Consider the following 23,205-nt stretch of genomic DNA (forward strand, 5'->3'; position numbering starts at 1 on the left):
GGGTTTATTTTTTTGTCAGTTTCCAGCAGCGATGTATTTTCGGATTGCGCTCGAAATCCGGATCAATGGTCTGGGCCGAAATGTCCTCAATCACTGCAAAGGCCGATACGGCGGCGACATCCATTTTGAACTTCCGGAAATTGTTCGAGAAATAGCATACGCCATCATCGGCAACGACTGCCATGATCTTTTCAAGCAAAGCGATATGGTCTTTCTGGACATCGAAATCCGCGGCGCTGGCTGAATTCGAGAATGTCGGTGGATCGCAGAACACCAGATCGAACTTCTGCCGGCAGTTGCCAAGCCATTCCACGACATCGGCCTTGACCAGTTGATGGCTTCCACCCTGGATGTCGTTCAATTCGAAATTAGCTTCGGCCCAATCCAGATAGGTCGCCGACAGATCCACCGAAGTCGAAGCTGCAGCGCCACCTGCAATCGCCTGCACACTGGCGCTACCGGTATAGCAGAACAGGTTCAGGAAACGCTTGCCGCGCGCTTCGGCAACCAAACGCAGCCGTAATGGACGGTGATCGAGGAACAGACCGGTATCCAGATAGTCGAACAGATTCACCCACAATTTCGACACCCCTTCCTTGACCTGGATGAAATCGTGGGTATCATCCATGCGACCGTATTTGCTGCCGCCCTTGCCCCGTCGGCGCGTTTTCACCGAGACCTGTGCACGCGGCAATGCAAACACCGATTCGACCGCCTGCAGCAGTTCACCGAAGCGGCGACGGGTCGTTTCTTCCGGGATTTCGGACGGAGCTTCGTATTCCTGTACATGCAGGAACAGACGGTGTTCGCCGTCATCCTCGGGATAGAGATCGATGGCGGCGGCGTATTCGGGCAGATCGGCATCGTAGACGCGATAACAGGAAATATCGTTCTGCTTCGCCCACTTGCCGAACTTCTTCAGATTCTTCTGCAGCCGGTTGGCCACCATCAATGCACCGTCACCGAGCAGTTTGGGGCCGTCCCGCTCCAGACGAGGGCTGAACACCGGATCACAAAGCAGCAAGGTGCAGGGCAGCGCTCCGTTATGGAACTCGTATTTCTTCTTCGCGCGCAGACCGGTGGCATAAGCCAGCTCATCGTTGCCGCACAATAGAACAGCACGCCATTGGGGAACGCAGGCACTCAATGCATCGCCGGTTTCGCGGTACAGGGCCGTATCGGCTTGCAAGCGCTGGTTATACGGCATGTTGCAGACGACCAGACCTGAAGACTGGAGTGGCGCTTTCAATTGCGAAACGGATTGCCGCTCGAACCGGATTAACTCGGCAAGTCCAGCCCGGTCGCAATTGGCCACGGCCTTGCGCAACACATCCGCCTGTGTGTCGTATCCGGTAAACACCGGCTTCAGCGCACTGCGTCCGTCGTCGGCGCGTCGGCGCGCCTCCGTTCGTAGCGACTGCCAAGCCTCGACATCCAAGCCGAGCCACTTGGTCGGCAGATTGTCGCCATGCCGATGCAGGCCGGGCGCTTCATCGGCGGCCATCAATGCCGCTTCAATCAGCAGCGTGCCACTGCCGCACATCGGATCCAGCAGACCACCGCCTTCCCGGTAAACCTGCAGCCATTTGCCCCGATAGAGCATCGCGGCAGCCAGATTTTCCTTGATCGGCGCCTCGCCCTGCTCCTGACGCCAGCCGCGTTTATGCAGAGAGCCGCCACCCAGATCAACGGCGATATCCGCCTTGTCCTTCCGCACGTGCACGTTGATGCGCACATCGGGATGTTCAACGTCGACATCGGGGCGCGTTCCGGTCTGGGCGCGAAGCCGGTCGACGATGGCATCCTTGCTGCGCTGCGCCGCGTAACGCTCGTGGGTCAGGGTCTGGCTGGAAATGCGGGCATCAATGGCAAAGGTCGCACCCGGACCGATATGCTTCGCCCAATCAATGGCATGTACGCCCTGATACAGGTCCTGTTCGTTCTGACAGTCAAAATGGGCAATCGGCCACAGCACCCGAGAGGCCAGTCGCGAATGCATCACCAGTCCGAGCGCATCGCTCAGGCTACCCTCGGCATTGACCCCGGCCATCGTGGCGGTCGCTTTGACACCCATGGCGGCGGCCTCGTCGACCAGGAGATACTCCAGGCCTTTGGCGCAGGATAAAAAGAACTTCACGACAAGCCGCCAAGGAACAGCGCGAATTGCTGGGCACAGAAGTCGACATGCGCACCCAGCCGGTGATCGTCATTGACCAGACAGATCCGGGCCTGATGGTGCTTGGCCCATTGGGCGACATCATCGGCGGGTATAAGTTCATCGTGCCAACCATGCACAATCGAAAGTGGCACGGCGGATGTCTGTAGACGCATTTCATGGCCTTCCAGACTAATCGGTGGTGCCATCAGGAACAGACCGCGGACCGGCATGCGCAAGGAGACCTGAGCAGAGATGAAGGCCCCCATGCTGGACCCAGCCAGAACGACCGGGCCGTTGATGGCGGCGGTGAGCTCCTGCAGGCGTGCAATCCGGGACTGAACATCGCCCAAAGGCGGCATGACAGTGTCCAGATCCCGGTAATCCGGGCGCTCGCAGCTCCAGCCCAGCAAATCGCAGGCCTGCGCCAGTGCCGTGGCCTTGGTGGCATCGGGCCCGCTGTTGAGTCCGTGCGAAATGATGACGTGTCCGCTCATGCAGCTGTTCCCGTTAAAGCCCGGATGCTGAAAGCGACCGGCCGGCGATGGTATTATGTCGCCATTATGAATGATTTAAGCCCCGCATGGCCAATCCGACAAGACCGACTGCCCTATGAAGCGAAGTTGGATGTCCGCGAAATCGCCCAGATCGACCTGGTGGTGATGCACTGTACCGAACTGCCCGATCTGGCCATGGCCCGCGAATACGGCGAGCGTGTTCTTTATCCTGCCGGCACCGGCAATAGCGGGCATTACTACATCGACCGCGATGGTGGCGTGCATTGCTATGTTGGCCCGGATTTCGTCGCGCATCACACCCGTGGCTACAATCCGCGCGCTATTGGCATCGAGTTGGTCAATACCGGCCGTTACCCGGACTGGTACCGCAGCGACCACCAAGACATGAACGAACCCTACACGGACATGCAAATCCGGGCGACTTCCGCATTGCTTCTGCAGTTAAAGACTGTTCTCCCCAATCTGCAGCTTATTGCCGGGCATGAGGACCTTGATACGGCGGAGGTCGAGGCCAGTGACAATCCCGAACGCTGGGTTCGCCGCAAGTGCGATCCTGGCCCACATTTTCCTTGGTCGCGGATTCTGTCCGAGACCGGTTTGACCCGTCTGCTACCGGAGGCCACGGCATGAGTGCTCCTGTCGTCAACGAACTAATCGATCTGCTGACCCTGGAACGTCTGGAAGAAAACCTGTTCCGTGGCCAGAGTCGGGATATCGGAACCAAATACGTGTTCGGCGGCCAGGTGCTGGGACAATCGCTCAGTGCCGCCCAGCAGACGGTGGATGACGAACGCACCGTTCACTCGCTGCACGCTTATTTTCTGCGTGCCGGCGATATCGACGCGCCCATCGTGTTCGATGTCGACCGTTCGCGCGACGGCCACAGCTTTTCCGTCCGCCGGGTAACCGCGATTCAGCACGGCAAACCCATTCTGGTGTTTGCAGCCTCGTTCCAAAAGCAGGAACCGGGCGTCGAGCATCAGTTCCACATTCCGGAAGTGCCGCAACCCGAAGATGTACCGCCGCAGACGCCGCCAAGCCCGGAGGTCATGGCCGGACTTTCAGCGAAAATGCAGCGCTGGCTCTCCCGCATGGGACCCTTCGAAATGCGTCCGGTATATCCCCGCGACGAACTCAACCCAAGCAAGCGGCCGCCCTACCAGCAGGTTTGGTTCCGGCTGATGGATAAAATCGGTGATGATGCCAATATGCACCGTGCCATGCTGGCTTATGCCTCCGACTTCTATCTACTCGGTACCAGCACCTTTCCCAGCGGCATCAGTTATTACCAACACAATGTACAGATGGCCTCGCTTGACCATGCTCTTTGGTTCCATCGGCCGTTCCGCATTGACGACTGGCTGCTGTATTCGCTCGACAGCCCGTCCGCCAGTGGCGCACGTGGACTGGCGCGCGGCAGCATCTATACACGTGACGGCATTCTGGTAGCCTCGGTTGCGCAAGAGGGCCTGATTCGGGTGACCGATGGCCATATGGAGAAGTCGGCATGAGGATGATGTTCAGCTCGGCACGACTCGAGAACGTCGAACATGTCCGTAAACTTTTTGAAGACGCGGATATCGCTACCAAAATCGTAGGCGGCCGCAGCTACAAGACCTATTCCCGTCGCGGGTTCAGCTATAACGAGCGCCAATCTGCATCGAATGAGCCCCAGCCCCAGCTCTGGGTCTTACGCGCCGACGATTACCGGCGCGCGCGCGAGATACTCTTGGAGAACGGGCTACTGGATGCCAGCCCAGAATCCTATATACCCGAAAGCTATCGGCAACAGAAGAAATCAATCCCTGCACCGGCAGACCGACTGAACAAAGCGCGCATGGCGCTGCTTGTGGCCGTCATCGCTTTGATGGTGATTCAGGGAATCCGTCTGATGAATCAGACCTGATTTTCAACGACGACGTTTAAGCAGAACACCGAGCAAGCCTGCAATCAGCAGCAGCGCAGCAAATGCCGCATAAGGGCTGTAGTACCAGGGATCAGAAGCCGTCACTGCAGTCGGTACAGCCGCGGTCGCAGTATTTCCAGGCTGTTCGCCTTTTTCCAATTGCTGCATGCGCTCCGTCAGCTGTTTGATCTGGGAGTTCTGGAGCTCGATAAGGCGTTTGCTCTCTGTCTGTAACTTGGCGGCTTCATCGAGCTGGTTCCGGAGATTGGCTATCTCAGCCTGTCGGGCGACTATTTCTTCCTGGGTGAGGGAATTTTCGGCACGGAGTTCCGCACCTTGGCCCGATTTACTGGCGCCGGACTGACTGCCTGCATTGTTCATGGTACCTACCGTGGGCACGATTTTGAGTCGCCCTTGATTGAGTGGAAGCGCCTTGCCCGGACCATTCGCTACTGGCGCCGTGGATGGGCGGCTAAGACGATTGGCCGCGCCAAGCACTGGGGCCGGCTGGGCCTGAACTTTCCGGGCCCACTGCCCAGCAAGCAACCCTGCACTGTCATCCGGCAACAGAGCGCGCACTTGCTCTTCGTCGGGAAGACGCAAAATACTACCGCGTTTGAGACGGTTGGCATCGCCCTGAATAAACGCCTCCGGATTGGCGCGCTGGATGGCGGTCATCATCTGGTTCAGGCTGACCGTAGAGGTTTGTGTCTGTTTGTGCGCAATGGCGATGGTGTAAAGGCTTTCGCCGTTTTGGACTTCCCTTTGATTATCCGGTGTCGCTGGAATCTGGCGGATAGCCGGAGCAGGCGAAGCGGAAGCTGGCGCTGAAACATTACGGACAGGCGCCGGTTTCGGCGGGGACTCTTCCGCTGGTTTCGGTTCAGGCACTGACTGCTTCTGAGCCATCGGCGCCGGTTTCGGTTCAGACCCGGTCGGCACAGCCGCTGTCCGGGTGATGGGCGCTGCCGTCGGCGCTGCAACGACCGGCGTCAGCGTCACCTCAGGGGCATCGATGGTCTGTACGGCTGCCTTGGATATGAAGGGCGGATCGACCAGAGCCGTCATTTCCTTGATTTGCCGGCCTCCGTTGCGCCAACTGGCATCAATCAGGATGTTCAGAACCGGTTCGTAAAAGGGGCGAGCTGTGCTCAACTGCACGAACGGACGACCCGAATCATCGATTTGAAGACGGACCTGAAGATCAGCGTAAATATTACGGTCTATGCCAAGCCTGCGAAACGCATCTTCGGAGGCCAATTGCACCGTGAGCGACTGCAAGTCCGCGTCATCGGCATCATAAACCGGTATGCGTGCGGACAGCGGCTGACCGAGTCCGGATTGCATCTGCACCTGGCCAAGCGTAACTGCATAAGCCGGCAGACAAGATAGCCAAGCGAATACCAAAAGTACGATCAGCTTGTATGTACTTCGGGTCATGTTTTTCCCCAGACGACAATCACCGTTTATTCGCCAAAAGCTCGGCAATCTGTACCGCATTGAGTGCCGCGCCTTTACGGATATTGTCGGAAACCACCCACATATTCAAGCCATTCTCACAGGAAATATCCTCGCGGATACGACCGACATAGACGGCATCGGTACCGGAGGCGTGGGTCACCGGGGTCGGGTAGCCGCCTGCAGTACGGTCGTCGACTACCGTCACTCCTGGTGATTTTTCAAGCAGGCTGCGTGCTTCAGCCGCGGTTATTTTTTTTCGTGTTTCGACATGTACCGCCTCCGAGTGTCCGTAGAATACCGGGACACGGACCGCAGTCGGATTGACTTGGATGCTTTCATCCCCCAGGATTTTCCGGGTTTCCCACACCAATTTCATTTCTTCCTTGGTGTAGCCGTTATCGAGGAAATCATCGATGTGCGGAATCAGATTGAATGCGATTTGCACCGGAAACCGCTTCGGGTCGGGATCTTTGAAACTGAGGATGTTGGCGGTCTGCCGGCCGAGCTCTTCCAATGCGGAACGGCCAGCGCCGGAAACCGATTGGTAGGTGGCGACATTGATCCGGCTGATGCCGACTGCGCGGTGAATTGGTGCAAGCGCCACTAGCATCTGCATTGTGGAGCAGTTCGGATTGGCAACGATTCCGCGCGGGATGCTGTCCAATGCCTTGGGATTGACTTCGGAAACCACCAAAGGCACATCCGCATCCATCCGGAACGCGGAGCTGTTGTCGATGACGATGGCACCGGCTGCCACGAACTTGGGGGCGTATTCTTTTGAAATCAAGCCGCCGGCAGAGAACAGTGCAAAATCGACTCCGGTTGGATCGAAGCCGGCCAGATCCTGTACCGTGATTTTCCGACCGTCATACTCAATCTGCTCGCCGGCAGAACGTTCAGAAGCAAGCACATGCAGGGATGCAACCGGGAACCGGCGCTCCTGCAGGATAGAAAGCATGGTCTGACCAACAGCGCCGGTGGCGCCAACAACTGCAACAGTAAATGTTTTCATCATTCGTGCATTCTACGGGGTATCGGGAGTCAAAGGGGGCGACCCGGAACCAGTGGTGTCTGGGCGGGAACATCCCCGCATTGGGCGCGGTGCCGCAAGGCCAAATCCATCAGGCATAGCGCCAGCATGGCTTCACAGATCGGTGGTGCGCGTAACCCTACACAGGGGTCGTGACGGCCGGTGGTAACGACTTCGACTGAATTGCCTTCGGAATCGAGACTGTTGCCGGGCAGACGAAGACTGGATGTCGGTTTGAAGGCGACCTGACAGGTGATGTCCTGCCCGGTGCTGATACCGCCGAGAATGCCGCCCGCTTGATTACTCAGGAAGCCCTCGGCACTCATCAAGTCGCGATGCATGCTGCCGGGCTGGCTGACCGAGGCGAATCCAGCACCGATTTCAACACCTTTGACCGCATTGATTGACATCATGGCGGATGCGATTTCGGCATCGAGCTTGCCATATATAGGTTGTCCCCAACCGACCGGTACACCGGATGCCTGCACGAAAACCCGGGCACCCAGGGAGTCGCCGGACTTGCGGGCGGCATCGAGCAAGGCCTCGAGCTCAGACACTTGCGCTGCGACAGGCCAGAAAAACGGGTTGCTTTCGACCACCGACCAATCCACGGCCTGAGGCATAAGGGCCTGCAGCTGTCCGATCTGGTTGATGCCGGCATGAATCTGGATGTCGTAGCTTTCGAACAGCCATTTCTTGGCAATTACTCCGGCCGCCACACGCATGGTGGTTTCACGCGCGGATGACCGTCCGCCGCCACGTGGATCACGGATACCGTATTTGTGATGGTAGGTGTAATCGGCATGGCCCGGACGGAACTGTTCGGCAATGCCGGAATAATCCTTCGAGCGGGCATCGGTGTTGCAGATCAACAAGGCGATGGGCGTGCCGGTGGTTCGTCCAGCGTAAACGCCCGAGAGTATTTCGATGTCATCCGCTTCATGACGCTGGGATGTGTGACGGGTCTTGCCGGTAGCGCGGCGGGCCAGATCGGTCCGGAACTCCCCGGGGCTGATGGCGATTCCAGGCGGACAGCCGTCGATGACGCATCCGATGGCGGGGCCGTGGCTTTCGCCGAACGTCGTGACTGTAAACAGTTTTCCGAAACAGTTGTCCGACACGGGTTTCCTTTAGCGAATGGACGCCAGTTGGCTGATGCGTTCATGATGGGCGAGGATATCGTTGCGGTCAATCGCAAAAATTCCCATCTGACCGACTTTGAACTCCACCCAGGCGAACGGCACCTCCGGCAACAATTGCATCAGGTGGCGCTCGCTTTCACCGACTTCGCAAATCAGCAGGCCATGTTCGGACAGATGCGCGGGAGCATCACGGAGGATCTTGAGGGCGAAATCAAGACCATCGTCGCCGGCACGCAGTCCCAGATCCGGTTCATGCGCATACTCTTTGGGCAGCGCATCGGTTTCGTCATTGGTGACATAGGGGGGATTGGTCACGATCAGGTCGTAGACCTTACCGACCAGTCCCGAAAACAGATCGCTTCTGATGAGATGGCAGTTGTCGGCATAAAGTCGGGCTTTGTTTTCAGCCGCCAGACTGAGCGCCTCATCCGAGATATCGACGCCATCGACCCGCCAATCGGGGTTGTAGTGGGCCATCGCAATGGCAATGCAGCCCGAACCTGTGCACAGATCCAGCGCTGAATGCACAGGGCGACCACCCAACCACGGCTCGAAACCGGACTCAATCAGCTCGGCAATCGGCGAGCGGGGCACCAAGGCACGGGCGTCGGACTTGAAATTCAGACCGGCGAACCAAGCCTCGCCAGTGAGGTAACAGGCCGGAATACGCTCATCGATACGACGCCGGAATAGCGCCAGAACGGCCTCCTTTTCCTCGGCAGTCAATCGGGCCTGACCATAGGCCGGTCCGATATCATGCGGCAGATGCAGGGCGTGCAACACCAATTGGGTGGACTCATCCAAGGCGTTGTCAAAACTGTGGCCGAAAGTCAGACCAGCGCGGCCGAATGCGCTCGCTCCGTAACGGATGAAATCGATGATGCTGGACAATTCGGCGGTCATGGTCATTCCGGTGCAATTCAATACCCGTATTATAGCCCCAGAGGCTATAATTCAGGCTGAAAAACGCCTTTTAGAGCCTTCGCATGAACCGAAAAATCCTCCTGATCCTCATTGCCGCATTGGCAGCTGGCCTTGGCCTGGCGCTCTCGGTGGCCGTGTTCAAGCCGGTATTGCCTGCCAAGCCGTTGCCGGCGCTGACGGCGGCCAAGGTCATTGACAGTCCTCGCGCCCTGCCCCCGTTTCAGTTGCAAAGCGCAACTGGACCGCTCACTGCCGAGCAGCTCAAAGGCCACTGGACGGTCGTATTTATCGGATTTACCCATTGCCCCGATGTTTGCCCGACGACTTTGACCGATATGGCACGCGCACAAGCTCTTTGGGATATAGCTGGACTGAAGTCCAAGCCCAAACTGCTGTTTGTTTCCATCGACCCGGAACGCGACACGCCTGAAAAAATCGCCGAATACGCCGCCTATTTCCATAAAGACACCCTGACGGCCACTGCCGCTGAACCGCAATTAACGGAATTCACCCGTTCGCTCGGCTTGGTCTACATGAAAGTTCCACAGGGGGATTCCTACACCATGGATCACTCAGCCACCTTGGTGCTGCTCAATCCGCAGGCCGAATTTGCCGGCATCATCCGCCCACCCCTCAAGCCGGAGGCCATCGGCGCGGATCTGCTTGCACTGGCAAAAGCCCGCCCATGAAAATCGCCTCGCTCGCACAGTACCTGCTGCCGCACCGGTTGCTTTCGCACCTAGCCCACCGGTTGGCGTATTCGAAAACCCCTTGGATCAAACACCGTTTCATCCACACGATTCTGGCCAATTTCGATGTCAATCTCGCGGAAGCCGCCAATTCCGACCCGGACAGCTACGAAAGCTTCAATGCCTTCTTCACCCGCGCCCTGAAACCCGGCGCCCGCAGTCCGGATGCCGATCCACGGACGCTGATTCTGCCGGCCGATGGCAAAGTCAGCCAATGCGGAAAAATCGAAAACGGACGCATCTTCCAGGCCAAAGGTCAGGACTACACCGCTGCCGAACTGTTGGGTGATCCCGAAATGGCGAAGGCCTACGCGAACGGCGTATTCATGAACATCTACCTGTCGCCGCGCGATTACCACCGCGTGCACATGCCCTGGGCCGGCACGCTGACCGAAACCCTGCATGTTCCGGGACGTCTGTTCAGTGTGTCACCGGGCACGGTGGCCGATGTCCCCCGCCTGTTCGCCCGTAACGAACGCCTGGTCTGCCACTTCGACACCGACTTCGGGCCGATGTGTTCGGTGATGGTGGGCGCGATGTTGGTTTCCGGCGTGGAAACGGTCTGGAATGGCGTCAATATCCCGGAATACGCCGATGCGCCGAAACGGCTTGATTTCCGTGGCAAGAACATCCGCCTGGAACGCTTTGCGGAAATGGCGCGCTTCAACTACGGATCGACCGTGATTTTGTTATTCCCCGAAGGGGCTGTGCAGTTGGATGAATTTGAACATCAAGCGCCGACCGTACTCGGCAAGCGCCTGGGCCTCTGCCTGAGCTGATTTATGGCTTGCCGGCAGAAATCGGCGGACAGGTCAGCGGTGCATCTTTGACCAAGCGGTAGTGGCTACCGGCGATGACGGCATCCGCCATTTGAGCCGGTGCGGCGGCAATACGTCCAAGCCGCAGGGCATCATTGATCGGTCCACAATCATGCGGGACCGAGATGTTGCCCTCATGCTCCCATCCGCCTTTGTTCAAGCGGAATACGAAAAGCGGCCCAACCTCTTGACGGATCAGCACCTCGGAAACGCCATCGGCGGTCAAATCCACTAAAAAGACATCGCAGGACTTACCGCTGTCATGCAGGCAGTCCGGATACTTCCATGCATTGTCTTTGATGCTTTCCTGCCAGTTCTGCGCCAGAAAACTTTCCGGAACAACCTGCCCCGGGGTTCGCACGCTGAGGTTCAGAGCCAGTAACTTGCGGTCGATTTTTTGCGGTTGTGCATTCCACAGCGCGTCTTTTTCAAGCGCGGCTTTCGCCTTCATGGTGATGACGGCAGCATCTTTCCCGGATGAAGTGGCGGCCAGATTCTTCAAAGCAGCCGTGCCGAAACGTTGCCCCTGGAAACGCAGGTAGTCGTAATCGAACTTTTCAGCATTGACCTTGCCTGCTTTGAGATGCGCCATCTGGCTGTTGACGGAAATACGTGCCGGATCGAGCACCGGCGAGAAAATAGCCAGTAACAGGAACAGCAGAATGAAAGCGGTGCCGATATTGACCGGTGCGATCCGCGACAGCCACTGCGGGCTGCGCAGCGCCGCCCAGAAATAGCCTGAGCCGCAACACAAGGCGACCACTAGGCAGAACGCCGCCACCAGACGGTCGACCGTCCAACCGTATTGACCGACCCGCAGACTCAGGGCATAGGTGGCAATCAACGCCAAGGGCAAAATCAGCGCGGCGGCAATCCGGGCGATGAAACGAATCAAAGGAGCAATTTCTTCAGTGACACTGCCATCCTGGAAAGCAGCATTGATCAGAATGGCCAGCACCGCCGATGCCGCCAGCAGAAGCGCTGTGGCCGCTTTGGTGGCCCAGAGCGGTTCCAATCCGGTAAACGGCAAGGCGAGCAGGAATCCGCCAATCAACAACACGGCCACCGGCAGAATCCAGGACAGCAACACCAGCACCAGACTGCGAACGCCATGCACGATGGCCGGACGGACATCGGTGATGTGCATGGCATAGGCGAACGCGAAGGTGGTGACGGGAATGGCGAACCACGGCTCATCCAGCACATTCTTGAGGAATGCCAGTTTGATCATGTCGAACAGGGCTGCACCGAGCAGCAATACCAACCAGATGATGCCGGTAAACAACGCCGCGAAGGCAAACTGGATCAGCAGCTTGGTTGCGCTTTCGAAATAACTCCGGTAACCGGCGATCAGGCGTCCGTCAAGAACAGCGGCACCGACCATGGCATGGGCGATGAAAAATCCGGCGACGGCATGCAACCAGAACTGTGGCGAAGGATAACGGGCATCCTCAGCAAATTTCTGGGTATCCCAGTACGGCGCCCCGATTCCGCGCCAGATGTCATAGAACCCGAGCAGCGCCAGAACGGCAGCGGCTGGCACCAACCAGCGCCAGAGTGTCCGTGAAGGCATATGACCCAGCGCCGAGATCAGCAGCACGGGCACTAGGGTCATGACCAACAGCAAAGGGGCGAACAAGGCCGAATTTCCGGCGACCCAGAGCCGGCTCTCTGCAGCTTGGTAAATCAGATACAGCACCAGCCCCTGAAGCAAGCCAATCAATAGACGGCTTCCCGCCACGGAACGGCTAACCGAGGATTTCGGAACATAGCTTTCAACGCTGCTCATGGCTGATTTCCTGATGTTTGGCGTTTAGCCGTATTTGAGTTTCATGGCCAACACCGAGCCGGCCAATACAATGGTGATGCTGTTGGCGACGATGATCGGTGTCGATTCCAGCAAAATTCCGTAAACCAGCCATGCCAAGATGCCGGCGGTGAATATCGCATACATGCCCAGAGAGATATCCTGGGTTTGCTTGCTGCGCCAGACCTGGATGACCTGCGGAATGAAAGAAACGGTGGTCAGGGTGGCGGCCAGGAAGCCGAACAGTTCAGTTGCGTTCATGGCAGTCTCGATGGGGTCATGCTGCGATTATACCCACAGCGTATGGCACAATGTACGAAACCCCATTTACGGACGCAGCATGCGTTTCATCGCCCTTTTCGCCCTGTCCACATGTCTCGCCTTCATAGATGCGGTAGCGGCTTCGGAGACTATCCGGGTAGCTAGCTTTAATGCCTCCTTGTATTCGGACAGCGCCGTTGGGCTGATCCAGCGGTTAGAAAATGACGATATTCCTGCACGTAAAATCGCGGCCGTCATCCAGCACCAAAGGCCGGACCTGCTATTGCTCAATGAGTTTGATTACGATGCCGATGGCCGTGCGGCTGATCTGTTCCAGAAACGCTATCTCGGCAAAGCGCAATTCGGCCAAAAATCCATCGCCTACAAATACCGGTATTTCGCTCCGGTCAACACCGGTGTACCGAGCGGTTTCGATCTGAATAGCGATGGAAAAATCGAAGGCGGCAATGACGCCTTCGGCTTCGGTAATCATCCCGGTCAATACGGCATGCTGGTGCTGTCGAAATTCCCCATCGATAAACGAGCCGTCCGGACATTCCAGAAATTCCTTTGGAAAGACATGCCACGGGCACGGATTCCGACGCGTGCCGATAGTTCGCCGTGGTATTCGGAAGAAGCCTGGAATGCCTTCCGCCTGTCTTCGAAATCGCATTGGGATGTTCCGGTCGCCACGCCGATGGGCACCCTGCACTTTCTGGTCTCGCACCCGACGCCGCCGGTGTTCGACGGCCCGGAAGACCGCAACGGCAAACGCAATGCCGATGAAATCCGACTCTGGGGAGAGTATGTCTGGAACCGCGGAAGCGACTGGATTGTCGATGATCAGGGACAGCGTGGCGGCCTGAAGGATGGCGAACGTTTCGTCATCGCTGGCGACTTGAATGCCGATCCTGCCGACGGTGACGGGATTCCCGGCGCCATCACCGAGCTGCTTGAAAACCCGCGCGTGCTGAGAATGCTGACGCCGCGTTCCGAGGGCGCGGTGCAGGCGGCGGAGGCTGCGGGTGGCGCCAATAGCAAGCACCGCGGCTCACCGCGGCATGACACCGGCGATTTCGGGCCGAGAGTCGGCAATCTGCGTCTGGATTATGTGCTGCCCTCGGTCGGCTGGCAGGTCATCGGTAGCGGCGTTTTTTGGCCGAAGGTCGGTGAACCGGGCCGCGACTGGCTGGACGCCACCGACCATCGCATGGTCTGGGTGGATCTGCGCGGCGATTAAACCAGATCCACCTTGAGTGCGGCTGCGACGCGACGGGCCTTCTCACGCGCGGCTTCCAGAGATACGTCACGCGCCAGTGCCACGGCAACACGCCGGGAGCCCTCGACATACGGCTTACCGAACAGACGCAGGGCCGTTCCGGTTTCAGCCAGTGCTTCGGCCACGCCGCTGAATTCGGGAACGCCTGTTCCTTTTGCCAAAATCGCGACCGAGGCCGACGGACCGTAGTCGCGGATTTCGGGGATCGGCAGGCCGAGTATGGCGCGGGTATGCAAGGCGAATTCGGACAGCTCCTGCGATATCAGAGTTACTAATCCGGTGTCATGCGGACGTGGCGACACTTCACTGAACCAGACCTTGTCGCCTTTGACGAACAATTCGACGCCGAATAAGCCATAACCTCCGAGGTTATCGGTGATGGTGCGCGCGATGTCCTGCGCCCTGGCCCAAGCCGTTTCGCTCATCGGCTGCGGCATCCAGCTTTCGCGGTAATCGCCATCAATCTGCAAATGACCGACCGGTGCGCAGAAGGAAGTGCCGCCACGATGACGGACGGTGAGCAAGGTGATTTCGTAATCGAAATCGATGAAGCCCTCGACAATGCAACGGCCCATGCCGGCACGGCCGCCCGTTTGCGCCTTGTGCCAAGCGGCATCGATATCGGATTCGCTTCGGACGGTGCTTTGCCCTTTCCCAGAAGAAGACATGAGCGGCTTGATGACACAGGGAATCCCGACCTCCGGCAAGGCTGCTCGATAACCAGCCTCGTCATCGACGAACCGATACGGAGACGTCGGCAAGCCCAGGGTCTCTGCCGCCAAGCGCCGTATGCCTTCGCGATCCATGGTCAGTCGTGCCGCACGCGCCGTTGGAATCACCTGCAGGCCTTGATTTTCCTCCAGATCAACCAGCGTCTGGGTATGGATGGCTTCGATTTCAGGCACCACCAGATGCGGCCTGACCCGAGCGATGAGATCGCGCAATGCGGCCGGATCGAGCATGTTGAGGGTATGGCATTCGTGCGCGACCTGCATGGCCGGTGCGTTGTCGTAGCGGTCTGCGGCGATGACCTGCACCCCAAAACGCTGCAGCTCGATGGCCACCTCCTTGCCGAGCTCACCCGAGCCCAGAAGCAGGACACGGAAGGCATTTTTCGCTTCGGGAGTACCAAAAACGGGCGGAGAATGGGGCATGGCAATTGTCTGCAGATGGCGGTTTATGCCATTATACCTCTGATGAAAAGTAACGCTCTTTTGAAACCACGCAGCCTATTCCTCGGACTTTTTTCCGTCGGTTATCTGTTTTTGTCGGCCTGCCAGGCCACTTCTGAAGCCACGGTTCCGCGCTGGTCCGAGCCGGTGTTCGCTGGCATACCGGATGCCGGCAAGCTGTCCGAACTGTCAGGACTGACCCGTTCCAACCATGCCGAGGGCGTGTATTGGGCCATCAATGACGGCAATAATCCGGCCGAAATCATCGCCATCGACGCCAATGCGCAGACACTGGGTACGTTCAGCGCGGTTGGATTACGCAATATCGACTGGGAAGACATTGCCAGTTACACGCTGTCCGGCAAGCACTACCTCGCCATTGCGGATTCCGGCGACAACGGTGGTGTGCGCGATGAACTCTACATTCATATCTTTGAGGAACCCGCTGATGCAAAGCGCAGCGGGCAGATACATCCGATCAAAAGCATTCGCTTTCTTTGGCCAGACGGGGCACGGGATGCCGAATCACTTTTCGCTTCCGCGAAAGACAGAAGCTTTTATCTGATATCCAAGAAACGCGTGCCTGCGGAACTGTTCGCGCTCCCGTTCGATGCCGCCGACGGCACCAAAGCCGTTTTGGTCGCAACACTCGAAGGCATCGCCCAACCTGATGCAGAAACCATGAACAACAAAGGCGATTATGGCCGCTATCGGGCACAAATCACCGCCGCCGACCTCCATCCGGACAACCGCACCATCGCTGTGCTGAATTATCAGGAAATCAACTTCTTTACGATGCCGAAGAAATCCAACACGGTTCTGAAACCGGCATCCACCCTCACCCTGCCTTGGTTGCCTCAGGCTGAAGGCATTGCGTTTTCACGGGACGGCAAACAGCTTTATGTCGGCAGCGAACAGGCTCCGACGCCGGTCATCCGATACGACATAGTGCAACCCTGAAGCTTCACTTTGCATTCACAACCTGTAGGCAAATTATCACGGATGCTTCATATCACTCTTCCTAGACTGACTTCGCCGCGATAGTCGGCATCAATGTGGGCAACGGCAGCGGCTTCGTCTGGGGCGGCGGTGCTGACGTCTTGCTCAACGACAACTGGTTCCTGCGTGGAGATCTTTAAAAAGATGGATTTCGATGCTACGGTCAACATCGAGACCCTGGGAAATGTTGGCAAGGCTGAAGTCAACCCGCTATATCTGCAACTTTCAGTCGGCTATCAGTTTTGAGCATGTACCATGAAAGAAAACGGGCAGCTTCGGCTGCCCTTTTTTTATATTATTGTTTTTATTATAAATATTTTTATTGACTGTTCAGTTATTTTTGATATCATTTAAATATCAACCAAGGGGCCTCACATGAAAGAAAACAATCTGAAATCACTACACGGCATCACATTCCTGATCGTCAGCCTGTTGGCCAGCGTACTCAGTGCCTATGGATTTTTCATCGGTGCCCAGGCGCATGACCCCGTCATTGCCTTCGGGTCCTTATTGAGCCTGATCGTATTCACTTTCCTGCTGGTTGGCCTGTACATGGTCGAACCGAACCAGGCTGCCGTACTCAGTCTGTTTGGCAAGTACGTGGGGACCGTGAAGGAGCAAGGTCTGCGCTGGAACAATCCCTTTTACAGCAAGAAGAAGATCTCGCTGCGCACGCGCAACTTTGAATCGGGCAAGCTGAAGGTCAACGATCTGGAGGGCAGCCCGATTGAAATCGCGGCCGTCGTGGTCTGGAGTGTCGTCGATTCGGCAGAAGCGGTATTCAATGTCGACGATTACGAAAGTTTCGTGCACATCCAATCCGAAGCCGCCCTGCGCGCCATGGCCACCTCTTATCCGTATGACCAGCATGAAGAAGGCAAGATTTCCCTGCGCAGCCATGCCGGCGAAATCGCCAAACACCTGACCGAGGAAATCCAGGAGCGTCTGGCTGAGGCCGGCGTGCGCGTCATCGAAGCGCGCATCAGCCACCTGGCCTATGCCCCGGAAATCGCCCAGGCCATGCTGCAACGCCAGCAGGCAAGCGCCATCATCGCCGCCCGCACACGCATCGTCGAAGGCGCGGTCAGCATGGTCGAAATGGCCCTGGCCGAGCTTTCGAAACGCAATGTCGTCGACCTTGACCCGGAACGCCGTGCGGCCATGGTCAGCAATCTGCTGGTCGTACTGTGCGGCGAACGCGGCACCCAGCCCATCGTCAATACCGGTTCGATTTACTGATTCCGCTCGTCAATACCGGTTCGATTTACTGATTCCGCTGCGATGACCGCAAAAAAAGCCTTTCCGCTACGCATCAACGCCCGGTTGCTGGAAGCTGTCCAGCACTGGGCCGATGACGATTTGCGATCGCTGAATGCGCAGATCGAATATGTGTTGCGCGAGGCGCTGCGCAAGGCTGACCGCCTTCCGGCGGCAAGAACCGATGAGGACGACCGCAATGAACGATAACCGCAAGAGTTTCACCCTTTCACCCATCGGCGCATCCGCCAAATGGTTCTTTGCCTTAATGACACTGCTTCCGGTCCTGATTGTCGCTTTCATCTGGTGGAACAATCCTGATGAATTCAGCGAGATGCCGCTCTGGCTACTGGGCCTGCTGCTCGGCATCGGCCCCGCAATTCTGATTGCCGCCGCCATGGGCGTCAGGAATCCCCAAGCCAAACTGGGCAAGGATGGGCTGTCGATTAAAGTCAGCTTCATCGATAAGCAATGGGCAATCAGTGCCATCGATCGCGCCAATGCAGCACTGGTCAATCTGGAATCCCGGCAGGAGCTGCGGCCGAAATGGAAACTGTGGGGGGCGGCTATGCCCGGTCTGAGCTCGGGACTGTTCAAACTCTACGATGGCCGTAAAGCGCACGTCTACATCACCGATCGCAGCAAAGTCGTCTATCTGCCTACCCAAAGTGGTCCGGTTTTATTAAGCTTGGAGCGACCGAGGGAATTCCTCGACACCTTGCAGGCCCTGTAATGCTGATACCCGCGGAATACCGCCTGATCAATGGCAGCTGGCTGGATGTGGTGCCTGCCTGCCTGTACCGTGCCCGCGCCAACAATCATGCACGGCAACTGGCCCGCGCGGATTGGCTGATCCGAGACCGGAGCAGCGGTAGCTATATCGCAACCATGCAAGCCTCACATGTGCACTTCCTGAACCGCAGCCCTGCCCCGCAACAGCGGCTCGACGCCGTTGGTGAGTTGTTGGCAGCGGCCGATGGCAGCGTCACCCATCTTCCGCTTTCCGATCTGGCGCCATTGCATGCGGAACTGGATTTCGATGCCGATGCTTACTGCCAGCAGAGCGGCCTATCCGCAGTGCCCGAGCCGGTCCAACTTGAATACGCGGGCCGTGATTGTTTCCGACGGCCCTTATGGCTGGTCTACGATGCTGCCAAGGCCTGGACCCGGATGCGGACGGCCGCTGAAGCTGACGGGGTCCGAATTCAGGCCATTTCCGGTTACCGAAGCGTGCATTACCAAATGGGTATTTTCCGCCGCAAAATTGCACGCGGCATCGCCTTGCATGACATTCTTTCGGTAAACGCAGCGCCTGGGTTCAGTGAACACCACAGCGGACGCGCCATCGATATCGGCACGCCGGGAGAACCTGCCGCACAGGAATGCTTCGAGAACACACCGGCATTCTCCTGGTTGAACCGCAACGCGGCGGCATTCGGGTTCAGAATCAGCTATCCACGCGGTAATGCACATGGCATCAGCTATGAGCCGTGGCATTGGTTCTGGATCGGCAGTAATCAGTCCTGAGAGCGTTTTACGGCTTCTTTTCGGAAGTCGGCGATGCGCCAAAGGTAGAAGCTGGCCAATGTCCGATAAGGCGCCCAGGCCTCGCCGCGCAACGCCAGTACTTTAGGATGCGGCATTTCCGGCAATCCATCCAAGAGCATGACGCCCTGACGCACACCCAGATCGTCTACGGGCAGTATATCCGGCCGGCCAAGCCGGAACATGAGCATCATTTCGACCGTCCAGCGTCCGATCCCGCGGGTCGGCACCAGCGCCGCAATAATGGCTTCGTTGTCGAGATATTGAAGGCTCCGTACATCCGGAATCTCGCCCGCCTTGTCACGGCGCGCCAAATCGCGCAATGCCAGCGTTTTGTTGCCCGAAACCCCACATGCTCGAAGCTGTGCATCGCTTAAGCGCTCAAGATTCCGGTGATGGAATCGCGGCTCACGCATTGCCTGCTCGACCCTGCCGACAATGGTGGCTGCCGCCTTGCCGCTGAGCTGCTGGTAAAGAATCGCGCGCGCAAGCGCATCGGCGATATCGAACGGCCGACCCCATCCCGATGCGTAGTCAATTGGACCGATCGTGCTGACCCAGGGCCTGAACGCGGGATCGGCCTTGACCAGCGCGCGCCTGGCGACGGCTGCATCGAATCCGCGTTTATGCCGAGGCATGTCCGGGGACCCGGGCGTAATCCTTGAACATCCTTCTGCGGATTGCGATGATGCCGGCAACTATCAGGAGCAGTACCGACAGACCGAAGATGTTCAGAAGCTTGATGCGCTGCCCCAGATTTTCGACATCTTCGTTTAACTCACGCTGGATGCGGCGGAGCTGCTTACGGAGATTGATCTTCTTGGCATCAAGAGCTGCACGACGCGGGTCCTCTATTAAGGAGCCAGGTTTAGCTCCTGCCTGGAGAGCATTGATTTCTCCTTGCACCGTTTCCAAATCAGCCAATAGTCCAATCTGACTGTCACGGTAACGCTGTTCAGCTGTACGGCGGAGCTGGTCGACTTTTTCAAAGGGCCTGGCAACCATTCCGCGACTCCGGATCGAGATCAGATCATCGGATCCTGAGAGCTGGTCGATGATGTTAAAGAAAAAATCGCCATTGCTGGCCTGGGCGCTGTATACAGGCTCGCCGAACAGATTGCTTTCCAGAACCCAAAGTCGATCGCTGAGAAAATCGGTATCACTGATGACGATGAAGTTGATACCGCCTGGTCCTGATTTTGATCCGGCAACCTTGCCAGTGAATCGTGCCGCAAGCACGAACGGTTCCTGGCTTGACACGAATTTATTCAACAGCTTTTCCGGATCATCGGCAGCGCTCCGGTATGCCATAACATCAAGCAGTCGTGAAGCATCTGAACTCTGCAGCAGGGGTTCAATCTTCAGCGTACTGCTGTCGCGCATAGTCAAGGCTCCGGCACTGGACAGGACGATACGGTCGAGGTCCGTTGTCACGACATCGCGTTGATTCATTGCGGCACCAGGAAGGCTGATCAGGCCCGGATTGCGCTTCGGAAACTGGTTCTCGTTGAGTTGCATGAGCCACGCGTACTTGCTGTCAAGTACGACCTGGCCAGGATCGAACACGATGCCCCAAGGCTGTAAAAGTGCGACCGCATCCGACCCGAGGTACAGCTCGCCAGTATTGCCGAAAACCGGAACCGATTCGGCGTTCGGATCAAGCAGGATGACGGCGTGGCGTCCCGCATTGATGAAATTCTGAATCTGCCTGTAGCTGTCTGCCGGCCAACCGCGCGGATGCATGACCCACAGCACATCGACATCCTCGGGGATGCTAAGGCCCCTCGGCGATAGCGTGACCATGTCATAGCGTTCTGAGAGCTGCCGGAATGCCACCCAGGCCGGCGTTACCGGTCCAAAAACCGGATTGGCATTGCCGGTAACCGGCAGTTCGGTGACCAGGGCCACTTTCGGCTTTTTAATGCGTTGGACCGAGCGGATGAGTTTGGAAAGCTCGTATTCCAGATGCTCTTCCGCTTCCGGCTTGACGAATCCGATGGTGTTTTTCCGTCCATCGGAAAGCGCCGTCAAACCGAAATACAGCGGCCCCGATCCATCCTCGAGCGGAATGGCCGAAATGCCATCGGCAATGGCGGCATCCTCCATGACCGAATACGGCTCCGGATCGAGTATACGCAGCTTGATTTTGCCATCGGACTGCGCCGCATACTCTTCGACCTTTTCGACAACGCGCGTGGCGTATTGACGGAACTGGGGGTATGGACGCGCCTCCTTTTCCGAATAATACAGCGTCAGCGTGACCGGAGTCCGGATATCGCGCAGGATGTGAATGCTGCCCTCGGAAAGGGTGAATAGTCGTTTCTCGGTCAAATCGAGACGCACTGGCGGCATCAGAACCAGAACCAACTGGCAAAGCGCGAAATAGACGCAGGACAGCAAGAGAATGGATAAGGGCAGGCGTGCAGAAACCGGCAGAGTCATACGCCCCCTTTTCTTGCGCGCAGCACGAGCAGATTGACCACGAGCCAGAACAAGGTGGTTATTGCAAAAAACAGAACATCGCGCAGATCCAATACCCCGCGGGTAATGGCATTCAGATGGGTCAGAAAACTCATGGACCCGATCAGATCGACGACATGCTGCGGAAAGACTTCACGGATGGGATTGAGCGCAAGCGGATAACCCGCGAGAAGGTATAGCAGCAGAATCATCGCGCTCAGCAGGTAGACCACGAGCTGGTTTTCACTGAACGAGGAAACGCAAAGTCCTATCGAGAGCATGGCCGCAAGCATCAGAAAGGTTCCGATGTAGCCAAGCATGATGGTTCCGTGATCGGGATCGCCCAGCCAGGCCAGACTCAGCCAAAGCGGAAAGGAGAGCAGTAGGGCTGCTACCGCGACACTCCAGAGCGCCCCAAACTTCGCCAGAACCTGCTGCCAGGGCGGCAAAGGAAGTGCGTCCAGCAATTCGATGGTGCCCGAACGGAATTCCTCCGACCAGCTGCGCATCGACAGGGCCGGCACCAACAGCAGACATACCCAGGGCAATAGCCGGAAATAGGCCTGCATGCTTGCCTGTCCGGTTTCGTAGAGATCGCCGAGATAGAACACGAAACTGTTCGAGAGCATGAGAAAAATAATGGCATACACCAAAGCCAGCGGCGTGCGGAAATACGCCGAAAGTTCACGCCTGAACAACGCCAGAAAAGGATTCATGACCTAGCCTCGGCAACGGTCTTTGCAAATACTTCGTCGAGACGTCCGACCTCGAGGCGCAAATCAAGATAAGGCACGTTCTTTTGTGCCAGACGTTCGGCGATGATCTGGTTCTGCGGCTTGCTGCCCTGTACGAATACATAGAGGCGTCCATCGGCGGCGTTCTGCTCGAAACCGCTTATACCGGACAGCCCTTCCAAGGCCGCACGTGCCGCGATGCTTTCACGGGCAACGAACGAAACCGCATTATGGTACTTCGATTGATGCAAAAGTTCTTCGGTGCTCTTGTCGAGCAATTTCCTGCCGCCACCCATGATCAGCGTACGCGGACAAAGTGCCAGAACATCGTCGATCTGATGGGTGCTCATCAGAATGGCGCTGTTTTTCCCGAGATCCTGGATCAGGCGCCGGACCTGCTGCTTCTGGATGGGGTCCAGACCGTCAGTCGGCTCATCGAGCAATAGTACCGGCGGCCGATGCATAATCGCTGCCGCCAGGGCAACACGGCGCATCGAGCCCTTGGACAAAGTTGAGACGGTCTGGTGAGCGATCGGATTGAGTGTTAGCCGCTCGCAGATGTCATCGACGGTGTTGTAGGCCTGCTTGCCAAGCCCACGAACGGACGCAATGAAGCGCAGGTAGGCAAGAACGCTGGACTCCCGATAAATCGGGGCATGTTCCGGCAGATAGCCAAGACTGCGACGTAGAGCGATCGGCTTGTCCGATGGATCATAGCCGCCGAGCCGAACGTTGCCGCGATCGGGCCTCAGGAATCCGGACAGCATACGCATACAGGTGGTCTTGCCCGCGCCATTGGGGCCGAGCAGCGCCACGATTTCCCCGCTCTCGACCTGGAAACCGAGATCCTCAACGGCGGCAATCGCACCGAAACGCTTACTGATTCCTTCTGCCTGGATCATCCCGCCCTATCCGATCGGTTTACTCAAGTGTATAGAACATCAGAGGATGCTGACAACTTCCACCCAAAGAAAAAGCGGGCCGTAGC

The 23,205-nt window shown here is 57.4% G+C and carries 23 protein-coding genes and 1 pseudogene; 11 read left to right on the forward strand and 13 right to left on the reverse strand.

Features of this window, described 5'->3' with window-relative positions; all coding sequences use genetic code 11:
- Positions 1–4: 4 nt before the first annotated feature.
- Both rlmKL and ACIQ1A_RS00090 read right to left on the reverse strand, forming a co-directional pair.
- Complete coding sequence (gene rlmKL, locus ACIQ1A_RS00085; RefSeq protein ID WP_395769043.1) at positions 5–2,137, reverse strand: bifunctional 23S rRNA (guanine(2069)-N(7))-methyltransferase RlmK/23S rRNA (guanine(2445)-N(2))-methyltransferase RlmL; 2,133 nt, start codon at positions 2,135–2,137, stop codon at positions 5–7.
- Positions 2,134–2,652, reverse strand: a complete 519-nt coding sequence (locus ACIQ1A_RS00090) for an alpha/beta fold hydrolase (protein ID WP_395769044.1) — start codon at positions 2,650–2,652, stop codon at positions 2,134–2,136. Before ACIQ1A_RS00090 ends, rlmKL begins: the two co-directional genes overlap by 4 nt.
- A gap of 66 nt (positions 2,653–2,718) precedes the next feature.
- On the opposite strand from ACIQ1A_RS00090, the gene ACIQ1A_RS00095 reads away from it, so the two are divergent.
- The 3 genes from ACIQ1A_RS00095 to ACIQ1A_RS00105 are packed head-to-tail and all read left to right on the forward strand — an operon-like array spanning position 2,719 to position 4,579.
- Positions 2,719–3,303, forward strand: a complete 585-nt coding sequence (locus ACIQ1A_RS00095; protein WP_395769045.1) for an N-acetylmuramoyl-L-alanine amidase — start codon at positions 2,719–2,721, stop codon at positions 3,301–3,303.
- Entirely contained in the window at positions 3,300–4,184 is an 885-nt protein-coding gene (gene tesB, locus ACIQ1A_RS00100) for an acyl-CoA thioesterase II (RefSeq protein ID WP_395769046.1), read from the forward strand. The genes ACIQ1A_RS00095 and tesB overlap by 4 nt, the downstream gene beginning before the upstream one ends.
- A complete protein-coding gene (locus tag ACIQ1A_RS00105) occupies positions 4,181–4,579 on the forward strand; it encodes a hypothetical protein (RefSeq protein WP_395769047.1) in 399 nt (132 codons plus the stop codon). Before tesB ends, ACIQ1A_RS00105 begins: the two co-directional genes overlap by 4 nt.
- Before the next feature lie 3 nt (positions 4,580–4,582).
- Here ACIQ1A_RS00105 and ACIQ1A_RS00110 read toward each other — a convergent pair whose 3' ends face one another.
- Genes ACIQ1A_RS00110 through prmB form a run of 4 tightly spaced genes read right to left on the reverse strand, consistent with a single transcriptional unit; the run spans position 4,583 to position 9,121 of the window.
- The gene (locus ACIQ1A_RS00110) at positions 4,583–6,019 is read right to left on the reverse strand and encodes a FimV family protein (protein WP_395769048.1); all 1,437 of its coding nucleotides are present in this window, start codon (positions 6,017–6,019) and stop codon (positions 4,583–4,585) included.
- 19 nt (positions 6,020–6,038) lie between these two features.
- Positions 6,039–7,055, reverse strand: coding sequence for an aspartate-semialdehyde dehydrogenase (locus ACIQ1A_RS00115; RefSeq protein ID WP_395769049.1), 1,017 nt, complete (start codon positions 7,053–7,055; stop codon positions 6,039–6,041).
- Positions 7,056–7,081: 26 nt separating this feature from the next.
- Positions 7,082–8,191 carry a chorismate synthase gene (gene aroC, locus ACIQ1A_RS00120; RefSeq protein ID WP_395769050.1) on the reverse strand — a complete coding sequence of 370 codons (1,110 nt, stop codon included), beginning with the start codon at positions 8,189–8,191 and terminating at the stop codon, positions 7,082–7,084.
- A gap of 9 nt (positions 8,192–8,200) precedes the next feature.
- Positions 8,201–9,121, reverse strand: coding sequence for a 50S ribosomal protein L3 N(5)-glutamine methyltransferase (gene prmB / locus ACIQ1A_RS00125; RefSeq protein ID WP_395769051.1), 921 nt, complete (start codon positions 9,119–9,121; stop codon positions 8,201–8,203).
- A gap of 77 nt (positions 9,122–9,198) precedes the next feature.
- Between prmB and ACIQ1A_RS00130 the strand changes: the two genes are divergently transcribed.
- Positions 9,199–9,825 (forward strand): SCO family protein, encoded by a 627-nt coding sequence (locus tag ACIQ1A_RS00130; RefSeq protein WP_395769052.1) that lies wholly within the window; start codon positions 9,199–9,201, stop codon positions 9,823–9,825.
- The gene (gene asd, locus ACIQ1A_RS00135; protein ID WP_395769053.1) at positions 9,822–10,664 is read left to right on the forward strand and encodes an archaetidylserine decarboxylase; all 843 of its coding nucleotides are present in this window, start codon (positions 9,822–9,824) and stop codon (positions 10,662–10,664) included. Before ACIQ1A_RS00130 ends, asd begins: the two co-directional genes overlap by 4 nt.
- A gap of 1 nt (position 10,665) precedes the next feature.
- Here the strand turns inward: asd and ACIQ1A_RS00140 are convergent, their stop codons facing one another.
- Both ACIQ1A_RS00140 and ACIQ1A_RS00145 read right to left on the reverse strand, forming a co-directional pair.
- Positions 10,666–12,492 carry a DUF4153 domain-containing protein gene (locus tag ACIQ1A_RS00140; RefSeq protein ID WP_395769054.1) on the reverse strand — a complete coding sequence of 609 codons (1,827 nt, stop codon included), beginning with the start codon at positions 12,490–12,492 and terminating at the stop codon, positions 10,666–10,668.
- 24 nt (positions 12,493–12,516) lie between these two features.
- The gene (locus ACIQ1A_RS00145) at positions 12,517–12,771 is read right to left on the reverse strand and encodes a SemiSWEET transporter (RefSeq protein ID WP_395769055.1); all 255 of its coding nucleotides are present in this window, start codon (positions 12,769–12,771) and stop codon (positions 12,517–12,519) included.
- A 79-nt stretch (positions 12,772–12,850) separates the two neighbouring features.
- On the opposite strand from ACIQ1A_RS00145, the gene ACIQ1A_RS00150 reads away from it, so the two are divergent.
- Entirely contained in the window at positions 12,851–14,011 is a 1,161-nt protein-coding gene (locus ACIQ1A_RS00150) for an endonuclease/exonuclease/phosphatase family protein (protein WP_395769056.1), read from the forward strand.
- Here the strand turns inward: ACIQ1A_RS00150 and purT are convergent.
- Positions 14,008–15,204: a formate-dependent phosphoribosylglycinamide formyltransferase gene (purT, locus tag ACIQ1A_RS00155; protein WP_395769057.1), complete on the reverse strand. Its 1,197-nt coding sequence runs from the start codon at positions 15,202–15,204 to the stop codon at positions 14,008–14,010. The two genes, ACIQ1A_RS00150 and purT, sit on opposite strands and share 4 nt — an antisense overlap.
- A 42-nt stretch (positions 15,205–15,246) precedes the next feature.
- On the opposite strand from purT, the gene ACIQ1A_RS00160 reads away from it, so the two are divergent.
- The 5 genes and pseudogenes from ACIQ1A_RS00160 to ACIQ1A_RS00180 all read left to right on the forward strand — a co-directional run bounded on the left by ACIQ1A_RS00160 (position 15,247) and on the right by ACIQ1A_RS00180 (position 19,005).
- A complete protein-coding gene (locus ACIQ1A_RS00160; RefSeq protein ID WP_395769058.1) occupies positions 15,247–16,182 on the forward strand; it encodes a hypothetical protein in 936 nt (311 codons plus the stop codon).
- A 576-nt stretch (positions 16,183–16,758) separates the two neighbouring features.
- Positions 16,759–17,460: pseudogene (locus ACIQ1A_RS00165) on the forward strand (SPFH domain-containing protein); the annotation flags it as partial.
- 42 nt (positions 17,461–17,502) lie between these two features.
- Entirely contained in the window at positions 17,503–17,688 is a 186-nt protein-coding gene (locus tag ACIQ1A_RS00170) for an Arc family DNA binding domain-containing protein (protein ID WP_395769059.1), read from the forward strand.
- The gene (locus ACIQ1A_RS00175) at positions 17,678–18,211 is read left to right on the forward strand and encodes a PH domain-containing protein (RefSeq protein ID WP_395769060.1); all 534 of its coding nucleotides are present in this window, start codon (positions 17,678–17,680) and stop codon (positions 18,209–18,211) included. Before ACIQ1A_RS00170 ends, ACIQ1A_RS00175 begins: the two co-directional genes overlap by 11 nt.
- Positions 18,211–19,005, forward strand: a complete 795-nt coding sequence (locus tag ACIQ1A_RS00180; RefSeq protein WP_395769061.1) for a D-alanyl-D-alanine carboxypeptidase family protein — start codon at positions 18,211–18,213, stop codon at positions 19,003–19,005. Before ACIQ1A_RS00175 ends, ACIQ1A_RS00180 begins: the two co-directional genes overlap by 1 nt.
- Here ACIQ1A_RS00180 and ACIQ1A_RS00185 read toward each other — a convergent pair.
- The 4 genes from ACIQ1A_RS00185 to ACIQ1A_RS00200 are packed head-to-tail and all read right to left on the reverse strand — an operon-like array spanning position 18,996 to position 23,119.
- Positions 18,996–19,661 (reverse strand): DNA-3-methyladenine glycosylase family protein, encoded by a 666-nt coding sequence (locus tag ACIQ1A_RS00185; protein ID WP_395769062.1) that lies wholly within the window; start codon positions 19,659–19,661, stop codon positions 18,996–18,998. The two genes, ACIQ1A_RS00180 and ACIQ1A_RS00185, sit on opposite strands and share 10 nt — an antisense overlap.
- Positions 19,648–21,465: a Gldg family protein gene (locus tag ACIQ1A_RS00190; protein WP_395769063.1), complete on the reverse strand. Its 1,818-nt coding sequence runs from the start codon at positions 21,463–21,465 to the stop codon at positions 19,648–19,650. The genes ACIQ1A_RS00185 and ACIQ1A_RS00190 overlap by 14 nt, the downstream gene beginning before the upstream one ends.
- A complete protein-coding gene (locus ACIQ1A_RS00195) occupies positions 21,462–22,199 on the reverse strand; it encodes an ABC transporter permease (protein ID WP_395769064.1) in 738 nt (245 codons plus the stop codon). Before ACIQ1A_RS00195 ends, ACIQ1A_RS00190 begins: the two co-directional genes overlap by 4 nt.
- Positions 22,196–23,119, reverse strand: coding sequence for an ABC transporter ATP-binding protein (locus ACIQ1A_RS00200; protein ID WP_395769065.1), 924 nt, complete (start codon positions 23,117–23,119; stop codon positions 22,196–22,198). The genes ACIQ1A_RS00195 and ACIQ1A_RS00200 overlap by 4 nt, the downstream gene beginning before the upstream one ends.
- Positions 23,120–23,205 lie beyond the last annotated feature (86 nt).

Source organism: Arenimonas sp. (genome assembly GCF_044353605.1).
Lineage (GTDB): Bacteria > Pseudomonadota > Gammaproteobacteria > Xanthomonadales > Xanthomonadaceae > Arenimonas.